This is a genomic window from Pantoea sp. AG702 (assembly GCF_003182295.1).
GTDB classification, from domain to species: domain Bacteria; phylum Pseudomonadota; class Gammaproteobacteria; order Enterobacterales; family Enterobacteriaceae; genus Pantoea; species Pantoea ananatis.
Genome location: NZ_QGTU01000001.1, coordinates 650,413 through 671,271 on the forward strand (window position 1 = coordinate 650,413; position 20,859 = coordinate 671,271).

20 protein-coding genes are annotated in these 20,859 nt (G+C 56.5%); 11 read left to right on the top strand and 9 right to left on the bottom strand.

Translation table 11 applies throughout. The features are described from left to right. Positions 1 to 13: 13 nt before the first annotated feature. From prfA to kdsA, 5 genes are read left to right on the top strand one after another with little or no spacing between them, the layout of a single operon-like run. Positions 14 to 1,096, top strand: a complete 1,083-nt coding sequence (gene prfA, locus DFO57_RS03150) for a peptide chain release factor 1 (RefSeq protein ID WP_013025524.1) — start codon at positions 14 to 16, stop codon at positions 1,094 to 1,096. Further along, complete coding sequence (prmC, locus tag DFO57_RS03155; RefSeq protein WP_064352580.1) at positions 1,096 to 1,938, top strand: peptide chain release factor N(5)-glutamine methyltransferase; 843 nt, start codon at positions 1,096 to 1,098, stop codon at positions 1,936 to 1,938. Before prfA ends, prmC begins: the two co-directional genes overlap by 1 nt. Positions 1,939 to 1,979: 41 nt before the next feature. Next, a complete protein-coding gene (locus DFO57_RS03160; protein WP_013025526.1) occupies positions 1,980 to 2,378 on the top strand; it encodes a SirB2 family protein in 399 nt (132 codons plus the stop codon). Continuing rightward, positions 2,375 to 3,184 (top strand): invasion regulator SirB1, encoded by an 810-nt coding sequence (gene sirB1 / locus DFO57_RS03165; protein ID WP_014593560.1) that lies wholly within the window; start codon positions 2,375 to 2,377, stop codon positions 3,182 to 3,184. The genes DFO57_RS03160 and sirB1 overlap by 4 nt, the downstream gene beginning before the upstream one ends. Before the next feature lie 25 nt (positions 3,185 to 3,209). Then, positions 3,210 to 4,064, top strand: coding sequence for a 3-deoxy-8-phosphooctulonate synthase (kdsA, locus tag DFO57_RS03170; RefSeq protein WP_013025528.1), 855 nt, complete (start codon positions 3,210 to 3,212; stop codon positions 4,062 to 4,064). A 62-nt stretch (positions 4,065 to 4,126) separates the two neighbouring features. On the opposite strand, the gene chaA is transcribed toward kdsA, so the two are convergent. Further along, positions 4,127 to 5,218 (bottom strand): sodium-potassium/proton antiporter ChaA, encoded by a 1,092-nt coding sequence (gene chaA / locus DFO57_RS03175; RefSeq protein WP_013025529.1) that lies wholly within the window; start codon positions 5,216 to 5,218, stop codon positions 4,127 to 4,129. Between the two features lie 365 nt (positions 5,219 to 5,583). On the opposite strand from chaA, the gene chaB reads away from it, so the two are divergent. Together chaB and DFO57_RS03185 are read left to right on the top strand one after the other, a co-directional pair. Continuing rightward, entirely contained in the window at positions 5,584 to 5,814 is a 231-nt protein-coding gene (gene chaB, locus DFO57_RS03180; protein ID WP_014605995.1) for a putative cation transport regulator ChaB, read from the top strand. A 452-nt stretch (positions 5,815 to 6,266) separates the two neighbouring features. Further along, the gene (locus DFO57_RS03185) at positions 6,267 to 6,941 is read left to right on the top strand and encodes a gamma-glutamylcyclotransferase (RefSeq protein WP_024472169.1); all 675 of its coding nucleotides are present in this window, start codon (positions 6,267 to 6,269) and stop codon (positions 6,939 to 6,941) included. 60 nt (positions 6,942 to 7,001) lie between these two features. Here the strand turns inward: DFO57_RS03185 and DFO57_RS03190 are convergent, their stop codons facing one another. From DFO57_RS03190 to DFO57_RS03225, 8 genes are all read right to left on the bottom strand, one after another. Beyond that, positions 7,002 to 8,414 carry a serine/threonine-protein kinase gene (locus DFO57_RS03190; protein WP_013025532.1) on the bottom strand — a complete coding sequence of 471 codons (1,413 nt, stop codon included), beginning with the start codon at positions 8,412 to 8,414 and terminating at the stop codon, positions 7,002 to 7,004. A 44-nt stretch (positions 8,415 to 8,458) separates the two neighbouring features. Next, the gene (locus tag DFO57_RS03195; RefSeq protein ID WP_110015065.1) at positions 8,459 to 9,406 is read right to left on the bottom strand and encodes a hypothetical protein; all 948 of its coding nucleotides are present in this window, start codon (positions 9,404 to 9,406) and stop codon (positions 8,459 to 8,461) included. Positions 9,407 to 9,419: 13 nt separating this feature from the next. After that, positions 9,420 to 10,196: a PP2C family serine/threonine-protein phosphatase gene (locus tag DFO57_RS03200; protein ID WP_013025534.1), complete on the bottom strand. Its 777-nt coding sequence runs from the start codon at positions 10,194 to 10,196 to the stop codon at positions 9,420 to 9,422. Then, entirely contained in the window at positions 10,193 to 11,320 is a 1,128-nt protein-coding gene (gene tagH / locus DFO57_RS03205; RefSeq protein WP_013025535.1) for a type VI secretion system-associated FHA domain protein TagH, read from the bottom strand. The genes DFO57_RS03200 and tagH overlap by 4 nt, the downstream gene beginning before the upstream one ends. A gap of 34 nt (positions 11,321 to 11,354) precedes the next feature. Next, a complete protein-coding gene (gene tagF / locus DFO57_RS03210; RefSeq protein ID WP_110015066.1) occupies positions 11,355 to 12,053 on the bottom strand; it encodes a type VI secretion system-associated protein TagF in 699 nt (232 codons plus the stop codon). A 13-nt stretch (positions 12,054 to 12,066) separates the two neighbouring features. Continuing rightward, a complete protein-coding gene (gene tssM, locus DFO57_RS03215; RefSeq protein WP_110015067.1) occupies positions 12,067 to 14,175 on the bottom strand; it encodes a type VI secretion system membrane subunit TssM in 2,109 nt (702 codons plus the stop codon). Further along, positions 14,175 to 15,392: a type IVB secretion system protein IcmH/DotU gene (gene icmH / locus DFO57_RS03220; RefSeq protein WP_014593565.1), complete on the bottom strand. Its 1,218-nt coding sequence runs from the start codon at positions 15,390 to 15,392 to the stop codon at positions 14,175 to 14,177. Before icmH ends, tssM begins: the two co-directional genes overlap by 1 nt. A 70-nt stretch (positions 15,393 to 15,462) precedes the next feature. Beyond that, positions 15,463 to 15,951 (bottom strand): SH3 domain-containing protein, encoded by a 489-nt coding sequence (locus tag DFO57_RS03225; RefSeq protein WP_015700446.1) that lies wholly within the window; start codon positions 15,949 to 15,951, stop codon positions 15,463 to 15,465. 487 nt (positions 15,952 to 16,438) lie between these two features. Between DFO57_RS03225 and DFO57_RS03230 the strand changes: the two genes are divergently transcribed. The 4 genes from DFO57_RS03230 to DFO57_RS03245 all read left to right on the top strand — a co-directional run bounded on the left by DFO57_RS03230 (position 16,439) and on the right by DFO57_RS03245 (position 20,853). Then, positions 16,439 to 17,662 (top strand): nitrate regulatory protein, encoded by a 1,224-nt coding sequence (locus tag DFO57_RS03230; protein WP_110015068.1) that lies wholly within the window; start codon positions 16,439 to 16,441, stop codon positions 17,660 to 17,662. Between the two features lie 257 nt (positions 17,663 to 17,919). Then, the gene (locus tag DFO57_RS03235) at positions 17,920 to 19,170 is read left to right on the top strand and encodes a CmpA/NrtA family ABC transporter substrate-binding protein (protein ID WP_064352574.1); all 1,251 of its coding nucleotides are present in this window, start codon (positions 17,920 to 17,922) and stop codon (positions 19,168 to 19,170) included. A gap of 11 nt (positions 19,171 to 19,181) precedes the next feature. Then, a complete protein-coding gene (ntrB, locus tag DFO57_RS03240; RefSeq protein ID WP_014605988.1) occupies positions 19,182 to 20,054 on the top strand; it encodes a nitrate ABC transporter permease in 873 nt (290 codons plus the stop codon). A gap of 10 nt (positions 20,055 to 20,064) precedes the next feature. Further along, positions 20,065 to 20,853, top strand: a complete 789-nt coding sequence (locus tag DFO57_RS03245; protein ID WP_013025543.1) for an ABC transporter ATP-binding protein — start codon at positions 20,065 to 20,067, stop codon at positions 20,851 to 20,853. Positions 20,854 to 20,859: the final 6 nt, after the last annotated feature.

A 20,859-nucleotide genomic window follows, 5' to 3' on the forward strand; every position in this document is an offset into this window, starting at 1 on the left:
ATCCCACAGTTAAATGAAAACCTCTATTGTTGCTAAACTGGAAGCGCTGCAGGAGCGCCACGAAGAAGTGGAAGCGATGCTGGGCGATGCCGGCGTGATTGCCGATCAGGACCGCTTTCGTGCTTTGTCGCGTGAATATGCTCAGTTGACCGATGTCACGCGCTGCTTCCGCGACTGGCAGCAGAACCAGGACGATATCGAAACCGCCAAAATGTTGCTCGACGATCCTGAGATGCGCGATATGGCGCAGGAAGAGCTTCTTGAAGCACGGGAAAAAAGTGAGTCCCTGGAGCAACAGCTGCAGCTGTTACTGCTGCCGAAAGATCCGGACGATGAGCGCGACTGCTTTGTGGAAGTGCGGGCCGGCACCGGCGGCGACGAAGCGGCAATTTTTGCCGGCGATCTGTTCCGGATGTACAGCCGTTACGCCGAGTCACGTCGCTGGCGCGTTGAAATCGTCAGCGCCAACGAGGGCGAACATGGCGGCTACAAAGAAGTGATCGCCCGCGTGATGGGTGAAGGCGCCTACGGCCGCTTTAAATTCGAATCAGGCGGCCATCGCGTTCAGCGTGTGCCAGAAACCGAATCTCAGGGACGCATCCACACTTCCGCCTGTACGGTGGCGGTGATGCCGGAACTGCCGGAGGCCGAGCTGCCGGAGATTAACCCGTCTGATTTGAAAATTGATACGTTCCGCTCCTCAGGGGCCGGTGGCCAGCACGTCAACACCACCGACTCTGCGATTCGTATTACCCACCTGCCAACCGGTATTGTGGTGGAGTGCCAGGACGAACGTTCTCAGCACAAAAACAAAGCCAAAGCCCTGTCCGTACTGGGCGCGCGTATCCATGCGGCCGAAATGGCAAAACGCCACGAAGCTGAGGCCAGTACGCGCCGCAACCTGCTGGGCAGCGGCGACCGTTCTGACCGTATTCGGACCTATAACTTCCCGCAGGGCCGCGTCACCGACCATCGTATCAACCTGACGATCTACCGTCTGGATGAAACCATGGAAGGCAAGCTGGACAGTCTGATTGAACCTATTGTGCAGGAATATCAGGCTGACCAACTGGCCGCGCTGGCCGGTCAGGATTGATGGATATCCGTCACTGGCTTAAACAGGCGGTCGCCACCTTGTGTGGGGGCGACAGTCCGAAACGAGACGCAGAGATTTTGCTGGGGTTTGTGACCGGTAAATCCCGCAGCTGGCTGGTGGCGTTTGATGAAACTCTCCTGACGGAAGCGCAGCTGCAACAGTTAGATGTGCTGCTGGCGCGTCGCGCCCGGGGCGAACCTGTTGCGCATCTGATCGGCGAGCGGGAGTTCTGGTCGCTGCCGCTGCAGGTGAACGACGCGACGCTGATCCCCCGTCCTGACACCGAAATACTGGTGGAGCAGGCGCTGGCGCATCTGCCTGAGTCACCCGCACGCGTCCTGGATATGGGCACCGGAAGCGGGGCGATAGCCCTGGCGATTGCCAGCGAACGTCCGGATTGCGACGTCATCGGTGTCGATCGCATTCCTGCCGCGGTCGCGCTGGCTCAGCGCAACGCCGCGCATCTGGCCATACCTAACGCCACCTTCATACAAAGCCACTGGTTTGCGCAGATTACGCCAGCCAGACTCGACCTGATTGTTAGTAATCCGCCCTATATCGACGCAAACGATCGCCACCTTAACGAGGGCGATGTGCGTTTTGAGCCACGCAGTGCGCTGGTGGCGGAAGAGGCGGGCCTGGCGGATTTACGGCTGCTGATCGAGCAGGCGATAAACTGGTTACAGCCAGGCGGCTGGCTGCTGCTGGAGCATGGCTGGCAGCAGGACGAAGCCGTGCGCCACTTGATGCAGCAGCATCATTACCTGTCGGTGGCGACGGCGAATGATTATGGCGGTAACCCCCGGGTCACGTTTGGGCAGGCAGCCCCGCACCCGGCCTGAGCGCGCTATTGAAGAATACTCAAGAACAACATGGATGAACGATGTTTGCTTACTATCCGCTAATCAAGAATCTGCACCTGCTGACCGTGGCAGTAACTATTTTGCTGTTTTTGCTGCGATTTTACTGGCAGCGCACAGGCTCTGCGATGCTGCAACGCCGCTGGGTACGCATCCTGCCTCATGTCAATGACACGCTGTTGCTGCTGAGCGGTGCATCGCTGGTGATGATCACCCATTTCTATCCGTTTTCGCCTCAGGGAAGCTGGCTGACTGAGAAGCTGTTAGGCGTTATTATCTATATTGCCCTTGGGTCGGTTGCGTTAAGCCGTCGCCCACGTTCTGACCGCACCCGCTGGATCGCCTTTATCGTGGCATTGATTGCGCTGGTGACGATCATTAAGCTGGCACTGAGTAAAATGCCGTTACTGGGGATAGTATGAGCTCCACCGAACAACTCGATTACAGTGAGACACCGCTGTGTGAGGCAGTGATTGGTGCCACGATGGCCATCCGCACTGATTTCCCGGCGTTGTCGGTTGAAGAACAGTTAGCTGCGTTAGTGGCTGAAGCCCGTGACTACGTCAGTCATGAACAGGATGCCGATTTAAAGCTCGAAAAGCTGCTGGAGCTGTTTTACAAGCAGTGGAAATTTGGCGGTGCCAGCGGCGTCTATAACCTGTCAGATGCGCTCTGGCTGGATAAAGTGTTGAAAACCCGTCAGGGCACGGCGGTGTCGCTGGGCGTGATCCTGCTGCATATCGCGGCTGAACTGGAATTACCCCTGATGCCGGTGATTTTCCCGACGCAGCTGATTCTGCGCGCCGACTGGCTCGACGGCGACAAGTGGCTGATTAATCCCTTTAACGGGGAAACCCTGGACACGCACACGCTGGAAGTGTGGCTGAAGGGCAATATCAGTCCGCTGGCGCGTCTGTATGATGACGATCTGGACGAAGCCAAAACCGAGAGCGTCATGCGCAAGATGCTGGATACGCTGAAAGCGGCCCTGATGGAAGAGAAGCAGATGGAGCTGGCCCTGAACGTCAGTCAGGTACTTCTGCGAATTGATCCGGACGATCCCTATGAAATTCGCGATCGTGGTTTAATTTACGCTCAGCTTGAGTGCGAACATATCGCGTTAAATGACTTAACCTACTTCGTTGAACAGTGTCCTGAAGACCCGGTCAGCGAGATGATCAAAGTTCAGATTCACGCAATCGAACAAAAACGCGTGACGCTGCATTAAGCGTCACCCCAGATAAGGAAAGGGCATGACACAGAAAGTCGTCAGTATCGGTGATATCAAGGTCGCAAACGATCTGCCATTTGTTCTCTTCGGCGGCATGAACGTGCTGGAATCTTACGATCTCGCCATGCGCATCTGCGAGCACTATGTAAAAGTGACCGACAAACTCGGCATTCCTTACGTGTTCAAAGCGTCTTTTGACAAAGCCAATCGTTCCTCAATTCACTCTTACCGTGGTCCCGGCCTGGAAGAAGGCATGAAGATTTTTCAGGCGCTGAAGCAGGCGTTTGGCGTGAAAATCATTACCGACGTTCACGAAGCATCCCAGGCCCAGCCGGTTGCCGACGTCGTGGATGTGATTCAGCTGCCGGCTTTCCTGGCGCGTCAGACCGATCTGGTCGAAGCAATGGCAAAAACCGGCGCGGTGATTAACGTCAAGAAGCCGCAGTTTGTCAGCCCCGGCCAGATGGGCAATATCGTGGATAAGTTTGCCGAAGGCGGAAATGACAAAGTCATTCTCTGCGATCGCGGCAGTAACTTCGGCTATGACAACCTGGTTGTGGATATGCTGGGTTTCAACGTGATGAAGAAGGTGACCAATAACTCTCCGGTCATTTTCGACGTGACGCACGCGCTGCAAACCCGCGATCCTTTTGGTGCCGCCTCGGGCGGGCGCCGTGCGCAGGTGGCAGAGCTGGCCCGTGCCGGTATGGCCGTGGGCATTGCGGGTCTGTTTATCGAAGCGCATCCGGAACCCAACAGTGCTAAGTGCGATGGCCCGTCGGCGTTGCCACTGGACAAGCTGGAGCCTTTCCTGGTGCAGATGAAAGCGATTGATGATTTGGTCAAAAGCTTCCCGGCGCTGGATACCAGCAACTAAGCCAGCGGCTGCCGATAAGAAAAAAGAGCGAATAGTCGCTCTTTTTTTCTTGTATCAGTGGATTACAGCATTATCGTCATCAGGTAACCAATAAACAGTGCCAGATGGGCCGCGCCATTCAGTACGTTGGTCCTGCCGGTTGAGAAGCTGATCTGGCACAGAATCAGTGACGCAATCATAATCACCATCTGCGGCGGCTCCAGGCCAAAGATCAGTTCCTGTCCGGTCAGGGTGGCGATGATGGAGACTGCGGGCACCGTCAGTGAAATGGTCGCCAGCACCGAGCCAAAGAACAGGTTCATGGCGCGCTGAACCTGATTCATCAATACAGCCCTTATCGCGCCCAGCCCTTCCGGCGAAAGAATCAATAAGGCTACCAGGAAACCGGTGAACTGCTTAGGTGCGTTCATCTCGCTCAGCAAATGCTCCAGCGGGTTGGCATTCATCTTGGTTACGGCAATGACCGCAATCAGATGGATAATCAGCCAGATAGCGTGCCAGACGCTGCTGTGGGCAGAAGGCTTACCGTGATGGGGATCGCCATCATCGCTTTCATCTTCGTGCTCGTAGATAAACAGGCTCTGGTGCGTTTTAGTCTGAATCAACAAGAAAACGCCATACATTGCGGCAGAAATCGCAGCGATCAGCAGCGCCTGCGCCGTGGTGAAGTTTCCACCCGGCAGGGCATTCGGAAACACCAGAACCAGAATCGCCAACGGGAAAATGGCAATCAGATACTGTTTTACCCCAGCCAGATTCACATACTGAGTGGCAAATTTATTTCCACCCAGCAACAGCGCGAAGCCCACCAGACCGCCGGTCACAATCATGATGATGGAATAAAGCGTATCGCGCATCAGCGCCGGTGCCGCATCGCCGGTGGCCATCAGCGCCGAAATCAGGCTGACCTCGAGGATCACCACCGAAAGACTGAGAATCAGCGAGCCATAGGGTTCACCCAGACGGTGAGCCAGAACGTCCGCATGGCGCACGACGCTGAAGGCGCTGCTGAGGATCGCCAACAGCGCCAGTAAGTTAATACCGACCACAACAGGCAGTGAGGTTTGTGCGCTAAAAAAATAGAGTATGCCCAAGGCAATAAGGGGAAGTATTAGTGAAAACTCTTTGTGACGTGTTTTTTCATGTGAAGGCATTCACCATCCTCTCTGCTGAATAAAAGGGGTAATTCATTTACCCACCATTACATTGAAACTTATAGGTTACGCAGTTTAACTTTTCAATCACAATGAAGGTAAAAATTTACCGCTTTTTACTTTCAGGCTTTTTTTGTTTGAAGGGCGAATAACTTTCGCTTATCGCACGTTTCCTCTGTTAAATCAGGGGGAAGAAGATGCAATTACCAGGGTTATCCTGGCATTTAGCCCCATAAAAGGTAGTGAAAGGGGGGCATTAACCTGCCATTGAAGAGAAAAATCGCGGAAGGCACAATAAAACCCGGTTTGCATTTATGGCCATCTGCGCCAGGCTTATTCATTCCCCTGTTAACTGAGGAGTGGCTATGCCCTACGATAAGCGAAGCGATCTTCCGGAGCCTGTTAAACGTGTTCTGCCTGCCCACGCGCAGGACATCTACCAGCAGGCTTTTAACCACGCATGGACAGAGTACAAAGACCCTGACGATCGCCGTGGGGATGAATCCCGTGAAGAGGTTGCACATAAGGTGGCCTGGGCCGCGGTGAAACATGAATATCAAAAAGGGGATGATGATAAATGGCATCCTAAAAAATAACATCCGCTCAGCCGACGCGCTCACCCATCCCGCCCCGAACGGGATGCTGTGTTTCTGCTTCAACGCCTGCCCCAATAATGATGTCGCCTGCCAACGCGGGCGCGGCAGCCTCCGCCGTTGTCCCTCATGCGCCCAATCCGATATTAACGACCTGTCGCATTTGTTTCGTATTTGTTATTAATAAAAAGCCGTTATTATAGTGTCCATAATCCACGATAACGAGCTGTTACATCTCAGCATTTTTTTAAAATAAGATTTTGGTATGTAATTAACCTTTCTTTTAATAACGGAATATAAGTAGATTTTTACTTTCTACTCCGACTCTTGCTTGCAACTCATTGTGTTAATAATTAATGTCAGTTAAATGAACAGAGCGTGAATCAGTGAATGTTGAACGTCACAGAGCAGAGGAGCCACTTGCACAGGATGTGATGAACGTTGAGGAGGTCGCATTGCTAACCCGGGAATTCTTATTAAAAGCAGATTGTAAAACGTCATTTGGTGATATCGAGGAAACACTCCTGTGGAGTTGTGAACAGCGTGCAGCATCGCTGGCAGCAACCCTGGCGTGTCGGCCCGATCACAGCCCGGTATGGATCTTCGGCTACGGTTCGCTGATGTGGAACCCGGTATTTGAGGCAGACGAGGTGGCATCGGCGTCACTGGACGGCTGGCATCGGGCATTCTGTTTACGCCTCACGGCAGGACGCGGCACGGCTGCACATCCGGGCCGCATGCTGGCGCTGAAAGAGGGCGGAATGACCCAAGGGCTGGCCTTTCGTCTGCCGGAAGCGCGCCTGCACGACGAGCTGGCGCTGCTGTGGAAGCGAGAAATGATTACCGGCTGCTACCTGCCGACCTGGTGTGAACTTTCACTGGAAGATGGCCGCCGCGTGACCGCGCTGGTGTTTATTATGGATCCGCGTCACCCGCTGTATGAGGATGACACCTGTCCGCAGGCCGTTGCGCCATTGATTGCCGCGGCTACCGGGCCGTTGGGGTCGAATGCCCAGTATTTGTTCTCGCTGGAAGCCGAGCTGACCCGGCGCGGGATGGAGGAGGAAGACCTGATCCGTCTGGCGCACCAGGTACGTGCGTTGCAACAAGACTGGCTGAAACAGGCCTGAGCCAGCAAATCCTTGAGCAAAACGGGCAGCCAGGCTGCCCTTATCCTGTATTGCCGCGCACTAATTGGTGGGATTAATCAGCCAAGTGCCGGGTTTATCGATCACCAGTGACTGACTGCGCAGCCTGTTACCGGCGCGTACGTCAATGCGGTACTGCCCGGCGGCCAGGTTTAGCACCGCAAAACCGTTGCTGCTGGCACGTACTGCAACGGGCTGGCCGTTCAGTACCACCTGCTCGTCGTTGGTGAGCTTAAGGTAAACCATCGCCAGCCCGGCAGGCACCGTGCCCGTTACGGCGCCCGATGATGACGGGCCCTTATTAACGAGGGACGCCGCTGGCGCGCGCGAATTCTCAATCCAGACCACCACCGCAACGGCAATCAGCGCCACAGCGGCCAGTGCCACTAATCCTGGCGACAGACGACGGACGTTACGTCCGGTCACGGGTTCTGCCGCCGTGGCACCATGATTCATTGCTAACACGACCGGTGGCGCGGTATCTGCTGAGGCGGCCTCGCTGTTATTCTGCTCGTCGTTACGCTGTTGCAGGCTGTTTACCACCGCCTCAACGTCGCTAACCGGCAAATCAATTAACGCGGCAAACTCATCGATATTCTGCGGGCGATCGTGGGGCTTCATCATCAGCGCGCAGTCAATCGCGTGCAGCAGCGGCAGCGAGTAACCTGCCGGTTTGCGCGTGACCAGCGGCAGGTAGTTATCTTCAATGCAGCGCACCACGCTGACCGGCGGTGGGGCGCCTGTAATCAGCGTATGTAATACGGCGCCCAGGGCATAAATATCCGTCCACGGCCCTTGTTCGCTTTCACCTTCTTCGCTGTACTGCTCAATCGGTGCAAACCCCGGCTTGAGCATGATTTCGGTTTCGTCGGACAGGTTGCCAATTTCTTTACGGGCGGAGCCAAAGTCGAGCAGGACCGGCAGCTGATTCTCCTGAATCTGGATGTTGTCCAGCGAGATATCGCGATGCAGATAGCCAGCCTGATGAATGGTGTTAATCGCCCCTAACAGCGGCGGCAGCAGGCGGCGAATCCAGGCTTCTGAAATCGCCTCATGGCTGGTGATCTGCCACTCTTTCAACGTCATGCCGTTGTAGTAGAGCGTTCCCATGTAGGCGGTTCCGTTCTGTTCCCAGAAACGCAGAACGTGCAGCAGGCCGGGATGATTAAAGCGCGCCAGCAGCCGGGCTTCCTGAATAAAACTGTTCAGACCGGCGTTAAACAGCTTTTGAAAGCGTTCACCGCGCAGCTCCAGCGATAAGTCTTGTGTTCTGACCGCCAGCGACACAGGCATGTACTCTTTGATCGCAATGGTGCGTTCAAGTTGATGATCCCATGCGCGATAGACAATGCCGAAACCGCCGCCGCCAATCACCTCTTTAATTTCGAACTCGTTAAAACGATATCCGTCAGGTAAGGCATTCGGTATTGTTTTCTGACTGTCATTAGCCGACATAATAGACTCTCTGAACGGGGCCTGCTTGTCAGGCTACGCGGTAATTAATTGATGTTACGCCATGCACCTGCGCCAGGATCGACCCGATCCGCGCGCAAGGCATCGACAAGTAACACATTCACTTTTTGCGACGACGTAAAACCGGTTGCCCAGCGGCTGCGCAGGGTGCTGATGCGCGAGGCCAGCGCGGTAGTATCCTGCTGTGTCGTCGCCTGATCGGCTTTGATCAATAAGGTTCCGTCAAAGCGCCACAGATGCTGCTGTTCATCAAAGGGCAATACAATCCAACTGTCTGGCGCATCGGATCGGGCCAGAATCATACGCTGTTTATTCACATCCACAATTTGCAGGCGTTGGTCGGTGAGCGTCAGGTTGGCAAGGGGATAACCCTGGTAAAAACTGACCGCAACCGTCTGTGACTGCGCGCCACCGCTCAGGGTTATTTCACTTTTGCCTTCCAGCCAGCCCTCCGATGAGCACTGCTGTTTACCTTTGTCGGGCACAAATATCGACAGTCCACGCTCGTCCCACGCGGTGCGGAAACGGCAGCCGTTCGGTAAAGAGAAATGCTGCAGCGGCGTGTTGTCTGCCGGACGCGACGGACTGGCTGCGCTGGCCCGTGGTGCCGGAGCGGCTGCATCGGTATTCACGATCATTCGCCAGTTCTGCAGCTTGCTGGCGCTGCCGGTCGCCAGCACCTTGCCCTCACCGTCCATCATCTGCCAGGGCAAGACGTCCAGCTCGTTACACTGGTTGGCTAATAGCGTGCCCACGCGCGGCAGAAAGGATTTTAAAATCGCTGAATCCTGGTCTTTGCCCGATACTATACGGATCGGTAGCGTTTCCTGGCACCAGTCATCAGGCGTTTTGCCCGCAACATTGTCAATGTACACTTCCAGTTCAAGACTGGGTGAATACACCACACGATAATTTTCCGCCTGCGCAGCAAAGGCCATAAACAACGTGGCTATAGCGGGCAACCACAATTTCATAGAGTTCCTTTAATCAATAGCCTGAGGGCAGAAAACGTGCTGAATCAGCCAGCGTGTAGAGCAGGGTGGCATCCTGCGGCTCACCGATCCACACCGCCAGGGCGCTGAGGTTGTCTTTCTTTACGTCGCGGCTCACCGCCTGCGCCATTAACGTCAGCCACTCATCACAGTCATTGACCATGCGCAGAGCCTGTTCCATTTCCGTGGTGGTCAGATTCAGCCAGAAACCGTCGCTACAGACTAAAAACGCATCCCCATCTTCCAGCAAAATTTCGTCAGCGAAGGTCACAGGATGAGCGGGTTCTATGCCGAGCGCATTATAGAGTAAATTACTGTTAATTCCGGTATTTTCATAGCCCGCATCGCTCAACTTTTGCGCCAGGCTGTGGTCGCGGGTCACCTCATTCAGCACCCCATGACGAAAGTGATAAACCCTGCTGTCACCTGCGTGCGCCCACCATGCGCGCTGTCGGGTGCGGTCGATAAACAGGCCCGCAAGCGTGGTGCACATGGTGGAAAAATTCGGATTATTACCCTGGGCCATTTCAAGTATTGAACGGCACTTTTCCACCGCCTGATGCGTCACGGCGGGGGTAACCTGCTCGCAATCCTGCAATTGTTCAATCAGCACATCGCATACCAGCTGTGCGGCCTGATCGCCGCCGGGCAGGCCAGCCACGCCGTCACACACGACAAAGCAGGCTTTGCGCGCATCCAGTATCACACCGGTTCGATCCTGATTCTCATCGCGCAGCCCCTGCTGACAATGACTGGCAAAGGCAATATTCATGCGTCGTCCGTGCGCGTCTGGGAGTCTTTATACTGATTGACCTCCATGTCGTAGGCATGCAGGAAGGCTTCCCCAAATAGCGTATGAAAATCGTCTTCGATCTCGCCGGCGGTGCGCTGGTAGCGACGAGTAAAATAGTCCCACAGGGCGGCTTTCTTAAAGGACGAGAACGGGGTTTTGGATACGGCACCGTCAGCGCGCGCCTGCTCCTCCAGTCCCTGAGGATTAAACGACTGCAGCATCGCGGCGATAATCGCGCGGATCCCGGCAATCATGCCCAGCTGGTGCGCCTGCAGATCGACCAGCGCATCGCGCACGGCCTGCTCGGGCTGCATAAAACCCGGCATCTGGCTCTGGTACATCTGCATCAGAACCGTTTTGCCTGAAGGCAGGATTTTGAACGGATTATTTGCCTCGTTCAGGATCATCGTCATTTCGGCTTTCACGCCACGTTTCAGAATGGAACGTGATGACAGCAGGGCAACCGTCCCCTGCGAGAACAGGCTCAACATTCTGCCCGTGGTGCGCATTTGCTCTTCGCTGATAGCCGTATTATGGCCGTTATTAAGGCCCATGCCGTCGAGCAGGGCCGCCACCAGTTTGTCCTGCTCCACTCCAGCGGCGAAGGGTACGTGAAAAGTTTCGCTGGTCTGGGGATCAATGGCCAGCCTCGCGTCGCCGCGCCGTTCCGGCCGCTTCACGACAGGCTCTTCCACCACTTCCTCTACGTCGGCATGGTCGGGAATATCCAGCGGATTCGTTCGCGTCGCGGCATCGGTAAAAAACGCCAGGGGATCGCTGTTTACGCCGTGAACTGCCGGATCGCGCACGTCGATGGCGTAGTCACCAATGCGCAGGGCGTCGCCGTGCTTCAGGCGCACCTGCACGCCGCGCTTCAGCGCCACACCGTTATGTTCAACAGGCGTGACGCTGCCCTGATTGGTCAGACGGCATTCGCCTTCGCCTGACAGGTGCACCAGCGCCTGCAGGCGGGAAATAGAACGGGCTTCATCCGGTAGCACCAGGTCGTTATCCTGGCTGCGGCCAATCGTGCCGCCGGGGGGATGAAAGGTGACGGTTTTCACCGGAACATCAGACGTGCATTGAACGATGGTAAATTGCATGAGTTATCCCGTCAGTGAGGACAGTAGCAACGCCTCACTCAAACATCGGTGGATAGAGGCCATTGCGACCCGGCTGTGCACCTGCCGCCGGATTAAACAGTAATGAGAACAGTTCGGGGGTGAGGTTGCCGCTATGCTTGTGCGTGGCATGAACGAAACCGTCACTGCGATTGCTCCACCAGTAACTAATATGTTGCTGAGGGTCGAAACGTTCAGCAACGTCCTGCCAGCTCAGGGTGCAAGGTAAATCCTGGAAACCGATTACATCCATGATATCGGAGTGCTGCTGTACCGGGATCATCAGCGGCGTCATGGTCTGGATCGCCTGTTCCAGCTGTGCCGGACTCTGCTGCTGCGTCACGGCGTTCAACAGTGTCGCGCCCAGATCCCGATACCAGTCGCCCGAAATCGTTAACTGTGCCGGATGCCACTGGGCCAGGGGGAAACTCAGCAGCGCCAGCAGTGGCCAGGCACGGCCTACCCGATCGCAGGAGGGCAGCAGGCAACCCATTTGCACCTGATTGCGTATTGGGGTGATCGGTAACACAAAATTCCAGACCGGGGCGCGCAGGAAGTCGGCGCTCACCGCATCATCCTGAAGATGCCAGTGCACCAGACCTTGCTGAAACCAGTGGTTCCAGGGCGCAATCAGCTGCTCGGTTAACCGATGATGCAAAAAGTCCCCCGTGGAGGGTAATTTACCGTACCAGCCAGGGGCCAGAGAGACAGGCATGTTCACCTCGCTATTATGGGTTATGCGTCGTCAGGCGCTGAGCTTTGCGCGGCGCAGTGGCCAGCAGGGTACTGTCGCGACCCGCATTATTTAAGTTATCAGCCAGCTTGCGCATCATCAGCGCATTGTCGCGCGCATAGGGTGACGACTGAATTTGCTGATCGAGCAACTGACTCAGGTGCCAGTCCAGCTGCTGCAAATCCCGGGCGCTGACCTTCTCCGGTAACGAATGCTGCAGATTCTGCAGCAGCCAGGCGCGGAGGAATTCCCCATCATAATTTCTCGGCTGATACAGCATCTGATAAGCACGCAGCGCATTTCGGCTGTACTCGTTATCATCCCCCGGGTCATTACGCAGCAGGTTGGTGATCTGTTGCGCCACGCGGGGCAGCAATAAAGACTTAAGCGCATTTTGATAAAGCGCCCAGGCTGCATCGCTGACCTGGTTTCCACGATATAAACCGGCTCGCATAGTAAGCGGCGGATTATCGAGAGAAAACTGGTCGGACACGGGTAACTTCACCAGGTTATTCAGAAAGGGTAGCAGATCAAAAATATTATCAGCGGGCTGATGTATCACCTGCTGACTTTGTTGTGAGATAACCGGCAATCGCGCCGTAACCTGCTGCAGATAGTGTTGGTTCTGATAGTAACTCGTCAGCCATAAGCCGCTCATGATCACCAGCGCGCCGGCCAGCATGCCGTAGCCAATCCAGTGCAGCAGCTGATTGCGGTACTCCCAGCGACGGTTGCTGCCCGCCAGACCACTCTCCCTGAACACCAGATTGCTCAGCAGATCGCGAATAAAAAAGCTCTGGCCTTTATTTCCGGGAATAGGGCTGCTGCGGTTCACGCGGTCCCAGGCGGCAATCGAATGGGAACCGGCCTGGCGCAGTTGCAGTTTGCGGCTGAGCTCACCCATCACCCTGTCGAAAGGTAAGCCCTCCTGGGTGCCGCTGGTAAAGAACAGCCCGCGCGGATTCCAGGCGACGGTTTCAGCGCGGGGTGAAAAAACAATATCCAGGTATTCGCTGAGCAGCGGGCGCAGAGACGAGAACTCCTGAGGAAACAGGAAACACTCTGCCCGCTCATTGAGATCGCGCTCGTGGGTCATCTGATCGGCCAGCTGTAGCTGCAGCTTCTGCTCTAACTGGGTAAACTGCAGGTCAAAGTGCGGATGCCAGTCCTGCTTATTGGGTTTACCGGCATCCCAGGGAAAGGTGAATCCCCAGATGGCATCGCGTCGGGCTTTATCCAGCGAGCCGTGATAGCTCATAAAGCCTTTCAGCAGGTCGGTCTTGGTCACCATGATATACACGGGAAAGTGAATACCGGTGTGCTGATGCAGTTCGTTCAGGCGGTCGCGCAGGGCGTTAGCCTGCTCAAAACGCGCCTCGGCCGAGTCGCTCAGCAAATCTGCGACGCTGATGCTCATGATAACGCCATTGATCGGCTGTCGGGCACGATAGCGCTTCAGCAGATTAATAAAGCTCTGCCACTCGCTGGCATCACGGGCGCGTTGACTCTCCTGTAACGCATAACGTCCGGCTGTGTCGATCAATACCGCACTGTCGGTGAACCACCAGTCGCAGTTGCGTGTTCCGCCGACGCCGCGCACAGCCTCGTTACCAAAAGTATCGGTAAGGGGAAACTTCAGTCCGGCGTTCAGCAACGCGGTGGTTTTTCCGGCACCCGGCGCGCCAATCATCAGGTACCAGGGAAGCTGGTAAAGATAATTCGCGTTGATGCGTGCCCACAGGCTGCCCTGACGCCGGCCAAAATGGGTGCGTTTCAGGCGCATGGCCGCTTCGCTAAAACGCTGACTCAGCAGGGCTTCCGTCGCCTGACGCTCGGCGGGATCGTCGCTTTCAACCACCTGCAGCCGATCCAGCAGACGACTGTTATACCAGGCACGGTAAACCGCAGGGATTAACTGAAGCACGATCCAAAGCAGATAAAGCGTGCTCACGGCGATTTCGCGGTGCAGGGCGGGTTCAAGCGGACGGGTTTCATTCCAGGTGATAAGCGGCCCCAGCATCCACAACAGGCAACTCAGTGCTGTTACACCGATAAAGCTCCACAGCAGTCGATGCGTTAAAAATAAGCGAAAAGAAGCGCGCATCAGTGTGTTCCTTGGTGAGTGCTCAGTGTTTCAGGTGCGGCGAACAGCGTAATTTCAACACGGCGGTTGCGGGTTCGGTTCTCGCTGCTGTCGTTCGGCAGCAGGGGATCGCTGTCACCGCGTCCTTCAGAGCGGATAACGTGGGTGTCAGCGAGCTGCACCTGCAGCAGTTGGCTGACGGAACGCGCCCGGGCAAAAGAAAATTCGTAGCTGGAGGCAAAGCGGCTGCCGTCCACGGGCTTGTCGTCGGTAAACACCGACACCAGAATCGTGCCCTTCACATCTTTCATCGCGCTGGAAACCCGCGCCAGGATGGCCCGTCCAACCGGGTTGATGACCGTTCCCTGCTCGGCAAACAGCTTGTCAGCAGGAATAATCACCTTGCTGCCAAACGCGCCATCACTGACCTCCAGCTGACCGGCGGCGATCACGTCATTGAGCCGCTGGCGTAAATCCAGCAGGGCCTGCGGCGAGGAAGGGCGGCGATTTACCGTGATTTGCGGCAGCGGCATGTTGTAGAGGCTGCGCAGCAGCGGTTCGGCCGCATTGCCCAGTCGCCAGTTCAGCCCGCTGTAAATCAGACAGCCGATCAGGGCGACGAGCATCGCACAGGCCCAGAGCGGCACCATCGGCCGCGCGAGCGTGCTGACCAGCGGATGCACCTGCACCAGCGGGGCGGAATCGGTACTTTGCTGAGCGCGGGTTTCATCAATCAGGGCCTTGAGTCGTGCCCGCAGGCTGTCGCACTGCGCCCGGCCTTTTTCACTGCCCCGATAACGACCTTCATAACCCAGTAACAGACAGTAATGGATGATTTCAAGCAGCCAGAGATGTTGCTGAGGGCTTTGCGAGATGCGAGACAGCAGCTGAAAGAATTTTTCACCGCCCCAGCTTTCATTGTGAAAGGTGACCAGCATGCCGTTACCGGACCAGACGCCGCGCGTGCCCCAGGGCGTTTGCGCGGCCGCCTCATCCAGCGCGCTACAGACGCAGTAACGTGCGCCAATGATCATTTCAAACGGCAAACCCGCCTGCTTGCAGCGCTGTTCAAAGACGCGCACTTCATCAATCAGTGACTGACGTAAACCCGCAGGATCGTCGTGCGTGGCGGCCTGACGAATCTGCACCACCGCATTCAGCAGTGGCGCGGCCGCTTTAAGCAAAAGATTTTCGGTACCCGAGGTCGTGACCTCTCGCGGTGAGGATTCCACGCTCATTACTGTGTGTTCTTCCCGCGACAGATAGCGTTTCTGGCAACGTGACCAGCACGGCAGGTAGTTAATTTCATTAGTTCAGAATCCAGGTCGCCGTCGCGGTATTACGACAGGCTTTGCTGTCGCCTCCGACGTCAACGCACACTTGTTTAGTTTTTCGCGGACGCGGACGGTCATTGCGTAACGTGTCATCATAACGATGACTTTCTACGCCCGCCTTCAGCGGCACGTAACCGGTTAACATGCCATCCGGCTTATCAGCAATGGCCAGCCAGTGGTTCTCAACGCTGCCAAGAACCTCAAAAGACTTGCCCGCCTCCAGGTAACGAACAACCTTGCCGCCGTAATCGGGTTGGGTCATCACCGACGCCTTGTACAGGGCGCGCCAGGTTTGATTTATGGGCGTAAAGGTTGTTGGTGCCGCCACGGCATGACGGTGTACCAGTTTCACACCGTTCACATCACTGGTGACCAGGGTGTCATCATTCACCGCAGGCGGTGGCGTTTTACAGCCGGACAATAAAAGTCCCGCTAACAGGATAAACGCTAAATTTTTTTTCACCTTTTTCCTCACGATATTATCAATATACCTGCATGTTGTTTATCAGAACACGGCTGTTCACCTTCACTGGGGAGGAAGCGCAGTCGGGTAGGTAAGCCGTTAAGATAATGCGGTAAATGACATTTATCCTGTACAGCGCTCAGTCTACCTAAGACTTTTGAGAATTCAAACCATTGCACCCAATGATATAGCATGGTAAAGCGCGTTCATCACCTTCTTATCACACCGCGTTGTCGTGTCGGTTTCACCTTGTCGCGCACAGGGCAAAGCAGACATGCCGAGGCCAGCCAGACACGTCGGGCTGGATAGTGGCACAGTCAGATGACAGGCAAAAAAAAGCCTAAGCGCCAATAACAATTTAACAGCACGCATTGCCTGGACTGCGATCCTGGCGGTCATTGTTCAGGCACCCTCATCCTTATGGCCCTGCGATCGGAAGCGGCACGGCTTTTGCTTGACTCTTTTTTTGCATTCAGAGGGTTGAGCAATGGATGACGCACTGAGCTGGTTGCAGGCCTCACGGCAAAGCGATATTGCCAGTCTGGAGCGACTTCGGCAGACCGGTAAATTAATTACTACGGTCAGCGAGCTGGTTCATCAGTTGCAGCGCGAACGGGGGGCCAGCAACCTGTGGATCTGTTCGCAAGGGCGGCTGTATGGCGAGGAGCGCAGTGCAAGTGAGCAGGATGTCAGCCGGAGCCAGCTTGCGTTCAGCCGGGCATTACCCAGAGCGGAGGCTCAACCCGGATACAGCCGCTTTTGCAACCTGATCGCGACAGCGTTACAGGCACTGGCAGACTTGCCGGTTCTGCGCCAGAAGATCGCCCGTCAGGACGTCACACATGCGCAGGCGATGGCGGCGTTCAATGCGATTATTCGTAGCCTGCTTAATCTGGTGTTTGAAGCGGCCGACACCGCCAGCCATCCGGAAATTACCCGGGCACTTATCGCCCTGTTCAGCTTTATGCAGGGCAAAGAGCTGACGGGACAGGAGCGGGCCCAGGGCGCGGCCGGATTTGCGGCCGGGGAGTTTACGGCCGAACAGCGCAGCACGATGGTGGCGCTTATTGAGGCGCAGGAACAGAGCTTTACTACCTTTCAGCAGTTTGCCGATGAGACCGTGCTGCGCAACTGGCAGCCGCTGGCGCAGCCCAGCCGGGAAATTGAGCGGCTGAGGCGCATCGCCTGTACCGACGGCAGGCGCGACGACAGCGGGGCGCTGCACTGGTTCTCGCTGCTATCTGAGCGCATCGATCAAATGAAGTCGCTGGAGGACCAACTGTCTGCTGTGCTGATGGCGCACTGCCGGGACGCTATCGCCCTGGCGCAGCATCAGGCTGGCGCGCCCCTGAGCGTGGCGCCGTCAGGCTGTGACTTCACGCTCTATGTGTCTGGCGCAGACTGGCTGGCTACCCGGCCCACCGCGCTTAACAGCGAGGGCCTCGCCCCACAGCTGGGGCGATCGTTACTGTCGTTGATTGGTGAGCAGTCTCAGCATCTGCAGCGCCAGGCCAATGAGCTGGCCGCCATGCGCGCCACGCTCGAAGAGCGCAAGCTGCTCGATCAGGCTAAAAACTGGCTGATGCAGCAGCATGGCCTGAGCGAAGAAAAGGCCTGGCAGACGCTGCGCAAAAGCGCGATGGATCAAAACAAACGGCTGCCGGAAATCGCCCAGGCGATCGTGACGGTCGCGGCCACAGTGAAGCGCTAACCCGAAAGGGTTAGCTGCACAACGCTTGTGCGTGACCTGCGTCACCAACGTGCAAAAACGATTAAAAATCCGCCACCTCTCGCCGCGCAGGGCAGACGTGACGGCAAATAATTCTGGCACGCGGTTTGCTTTACCTTAAAGAGTGTACGTATTTGCTTTGCCAACGGCGGTAGAGCGAGTGCTTTGGATAAAGGCGTCCGTCCCCTTGCGAGAGCAGTGGGGAGGACGCCTTTTTTTATTTCTTCAGGGTGGTAAAGATGAGCAAATCGCCAGTTTCACTCTCTCGTCGTCAACTGCTGTTATCCGGCGCCGCCGTCGGTGGACTCTGGCTGCTGCCGGGATTGCGCAACGCGGTATGGGCGGCAGGTTCCGACGCGCCAGAAAAACCGACCGTGCGCGTCGGCTTTATTCCACTGACCGACTGCGCGCCGGTAGTTATGGCCTCGGTAAAGGGGTTTGACAAGAAATACGGCCTGACGCTGCAGGCCAGCAAAGAAGCGAGTTGGGCGGCGGTACGCGATAAACTCACCTCGGGTGAACTGGATGCAGCACACGTACTTTACAGCCTGATCTATGGCCTGCAGCTGGGCGTCGCCGGTCCTCAGCACGATATGGCGAACCTGATGACGTTAAACAACAACGGTCAGGCCATCTCACTGTCAAACCAGCTCAAGGCGCAGAAGGTAACCGATGGCGCCAGCCTGAAAAAGGCTATCGACAGCCAGGCGAAGGGCAGCATGACCTTCGCGCATACCTTTCCTACCAGCACCCATGCCATGTGGCTCTATTACTGGCTGGCTAACGCCGGTATCAACCCGTTTGAGGACGTGCGCACCGTCGTGGTTCCGCCACCGCAAATGGTGATGAATATGAAGATTGGTAACATGAGCGGCTTCTGCGTGGGAGAGCCGTGGAACCAGCGGGCGATCAGCGACAATATTGGTTTCACCGCCGCCACCAGCCAGCAGATTTGGCCGGATCATCCGGAAAAAATTCTGGGCACCCGCGCAGAGTGGGTCAAAGAGAACCCGAATACGGCCCGCGCGCTCACGTCTGCGGTGCTGGAAGCCGCGCGCTGGATCGATGCGTCAGACGATAACCGACGTGAAACGGCGCAGGTACTGTCCGGACGCGCCTGGATCAACACCAAACCCGAGACGCTGGAAGGGCGCATGCTGGGCCAGTACGAAAACGGACTGGGTCAAAAATGGCAGGATCCCCATGCGATGCGTTTCTTTCACGACGGCAGCGTCAGCTTTCCTTATCTCTCCGATGGCATGTGGTTCCTGACCCAGCTTAAGCGTTGGGGCATGCTCAACAGCGATCCCGATTATCTGGCAGTCGCCAGGCAGATTAACCGTATTGATATCTACAAACAGGCTGCCAGCGCGGTCGGCAACGTCACGCTGCCCGGCAGCGACATGCGCAGCAGCACTTTACTGGACGGCAAAGTATGGGATGGCACCGATCCCGCCGCCTACGCCGCCAGCTTCGCGATCAAACGTTAAGAGAGGCCCTGATGAAAACCCAGACTCGTCCACTGGCGCAGCCGGTCAATACGCCCACTCAGGCAACGGTGGTTTCCCTCCAGGTTACGCCTAAAAAAGTGCGCCCGCCTGCGCGCCTGCGTCCGCTGCTACAGCGCTGTATTCCGGCGCTGTGCGGTGTCCTGCTCCTGCTTCTGGTATGGCAGATCGCGGCGCTGTACAGCCAGGGCTTTCCGGGGCCTTACGCGACCTGGGCGGCGGCGAAAGTCCTGTTTGCCGATCCGTTTTATAACAACGGCCCTAACGATCAGGGCATTGGCTGGAACGTTCTGGCCTCGCTGCAGCGCGTGGCCATCGGGTTCGGTCTGGCGGCGCTGGTGGGCATTCCCGCCGGCTTTCTGTTGGGGCGTTTCACCTTTGTGGCGCGCATGTTCAATCCCATTATCGCCTTGCTGCGTCCGGTCAGTCCGCTGGCCTGGTTACCTATCGGTCTGCTGCTGTTCCAGCGGGCGGAACCGGCCTCAAGCTGGACCATTTTTATCTGTTCGATCTGGCCGATGATCATCAACACCGCAGAAGGCGTGCAGCGCATTCCTCAGGATTATCTCAACGTGGCGCGCGTGCTGCAGCTCTCTGAATGGACCATTATGCGCCGCATCCTGTTTCCCGCCGTGCTGCCTGCCGTCCTCACCGGCGTTCGCCTCTCGATTGGCATCGCCTGGCTGGTGATTGTCGCGGCGGAGATGCTGACGGGCGGTCTGGGCATTGGCTTCTGGATCTGGAACGAATGGAACAACCTGAACGTTGAAAACATCCTGATTGCCATTCTGCTGATTGGTGTGGTCGGCCTGCTGCTTGAGCAGGGACTGATGCTGCTGGCGCGTCGTTTTAGCTGGGATAAATAAGGGGAACATCATGCAACCTATCATTCGCGTACAACAGGTCAGCCAGCGCTTTACCACCTCGGGCGGCGATTTTCTGGCGCTGGACAACGTCAGTTTCGATATTCATCAGGGCGAAACCCTGAGTCTGATCGGTCACTCCGGCTGCGGTAAATCCACGCTGCTTAACCTGATTGCCGGCCTGACCCGACCCACCAGCGGCGTGCTGCTGTGCGATAACCGCGAGGTCACCGGTCCCGGCCCTGAGCGGGCGGTGGTGTTTCAAAACCACTCTCTGCTGCCGTGGCTGACGGCGTTTCAGAATGTCGAACTGGCGGTGCAGCAGGTTTTTAAAGGCAAGATGAACAAGGCGGAGATGCACGACTGGATCGAGCACAACCTCAACCGGGTGCAAATGAGCCATGCCCTGCACAAGCGTCCCGGCGAGATCTCTGGCGGGATGAAGCAGCGCGTCGGCATCGCCCGCGCCCTGGCAATGAAGCCGCGCGTTTTACTGCTCGACGAGCCGTTCGGCGCGCTGGATGCGTTAACCCGCGCGCACCTGCAGGACAGCGTGATGCGTATTCAACAGGAGTTAAATACCACCATTGTGCTGATCACCCACGACGTGGATGAGGCCGTGCTGCTCTCTGATCGGGTCCTGATGATGACCAACGGCCCCGCCGCCCAGGTGGGGGACATACTTACCGTCGATTTACCCCGACCGCGTTCGCGCGTGGCGCTGGCTGAGGATGCGCGCTATCACCAGCTGCGCCAAAAAGTGCTGCATTTTCTCTACGAAAAACAGACCTCGGCGGCGTAAGGAAAA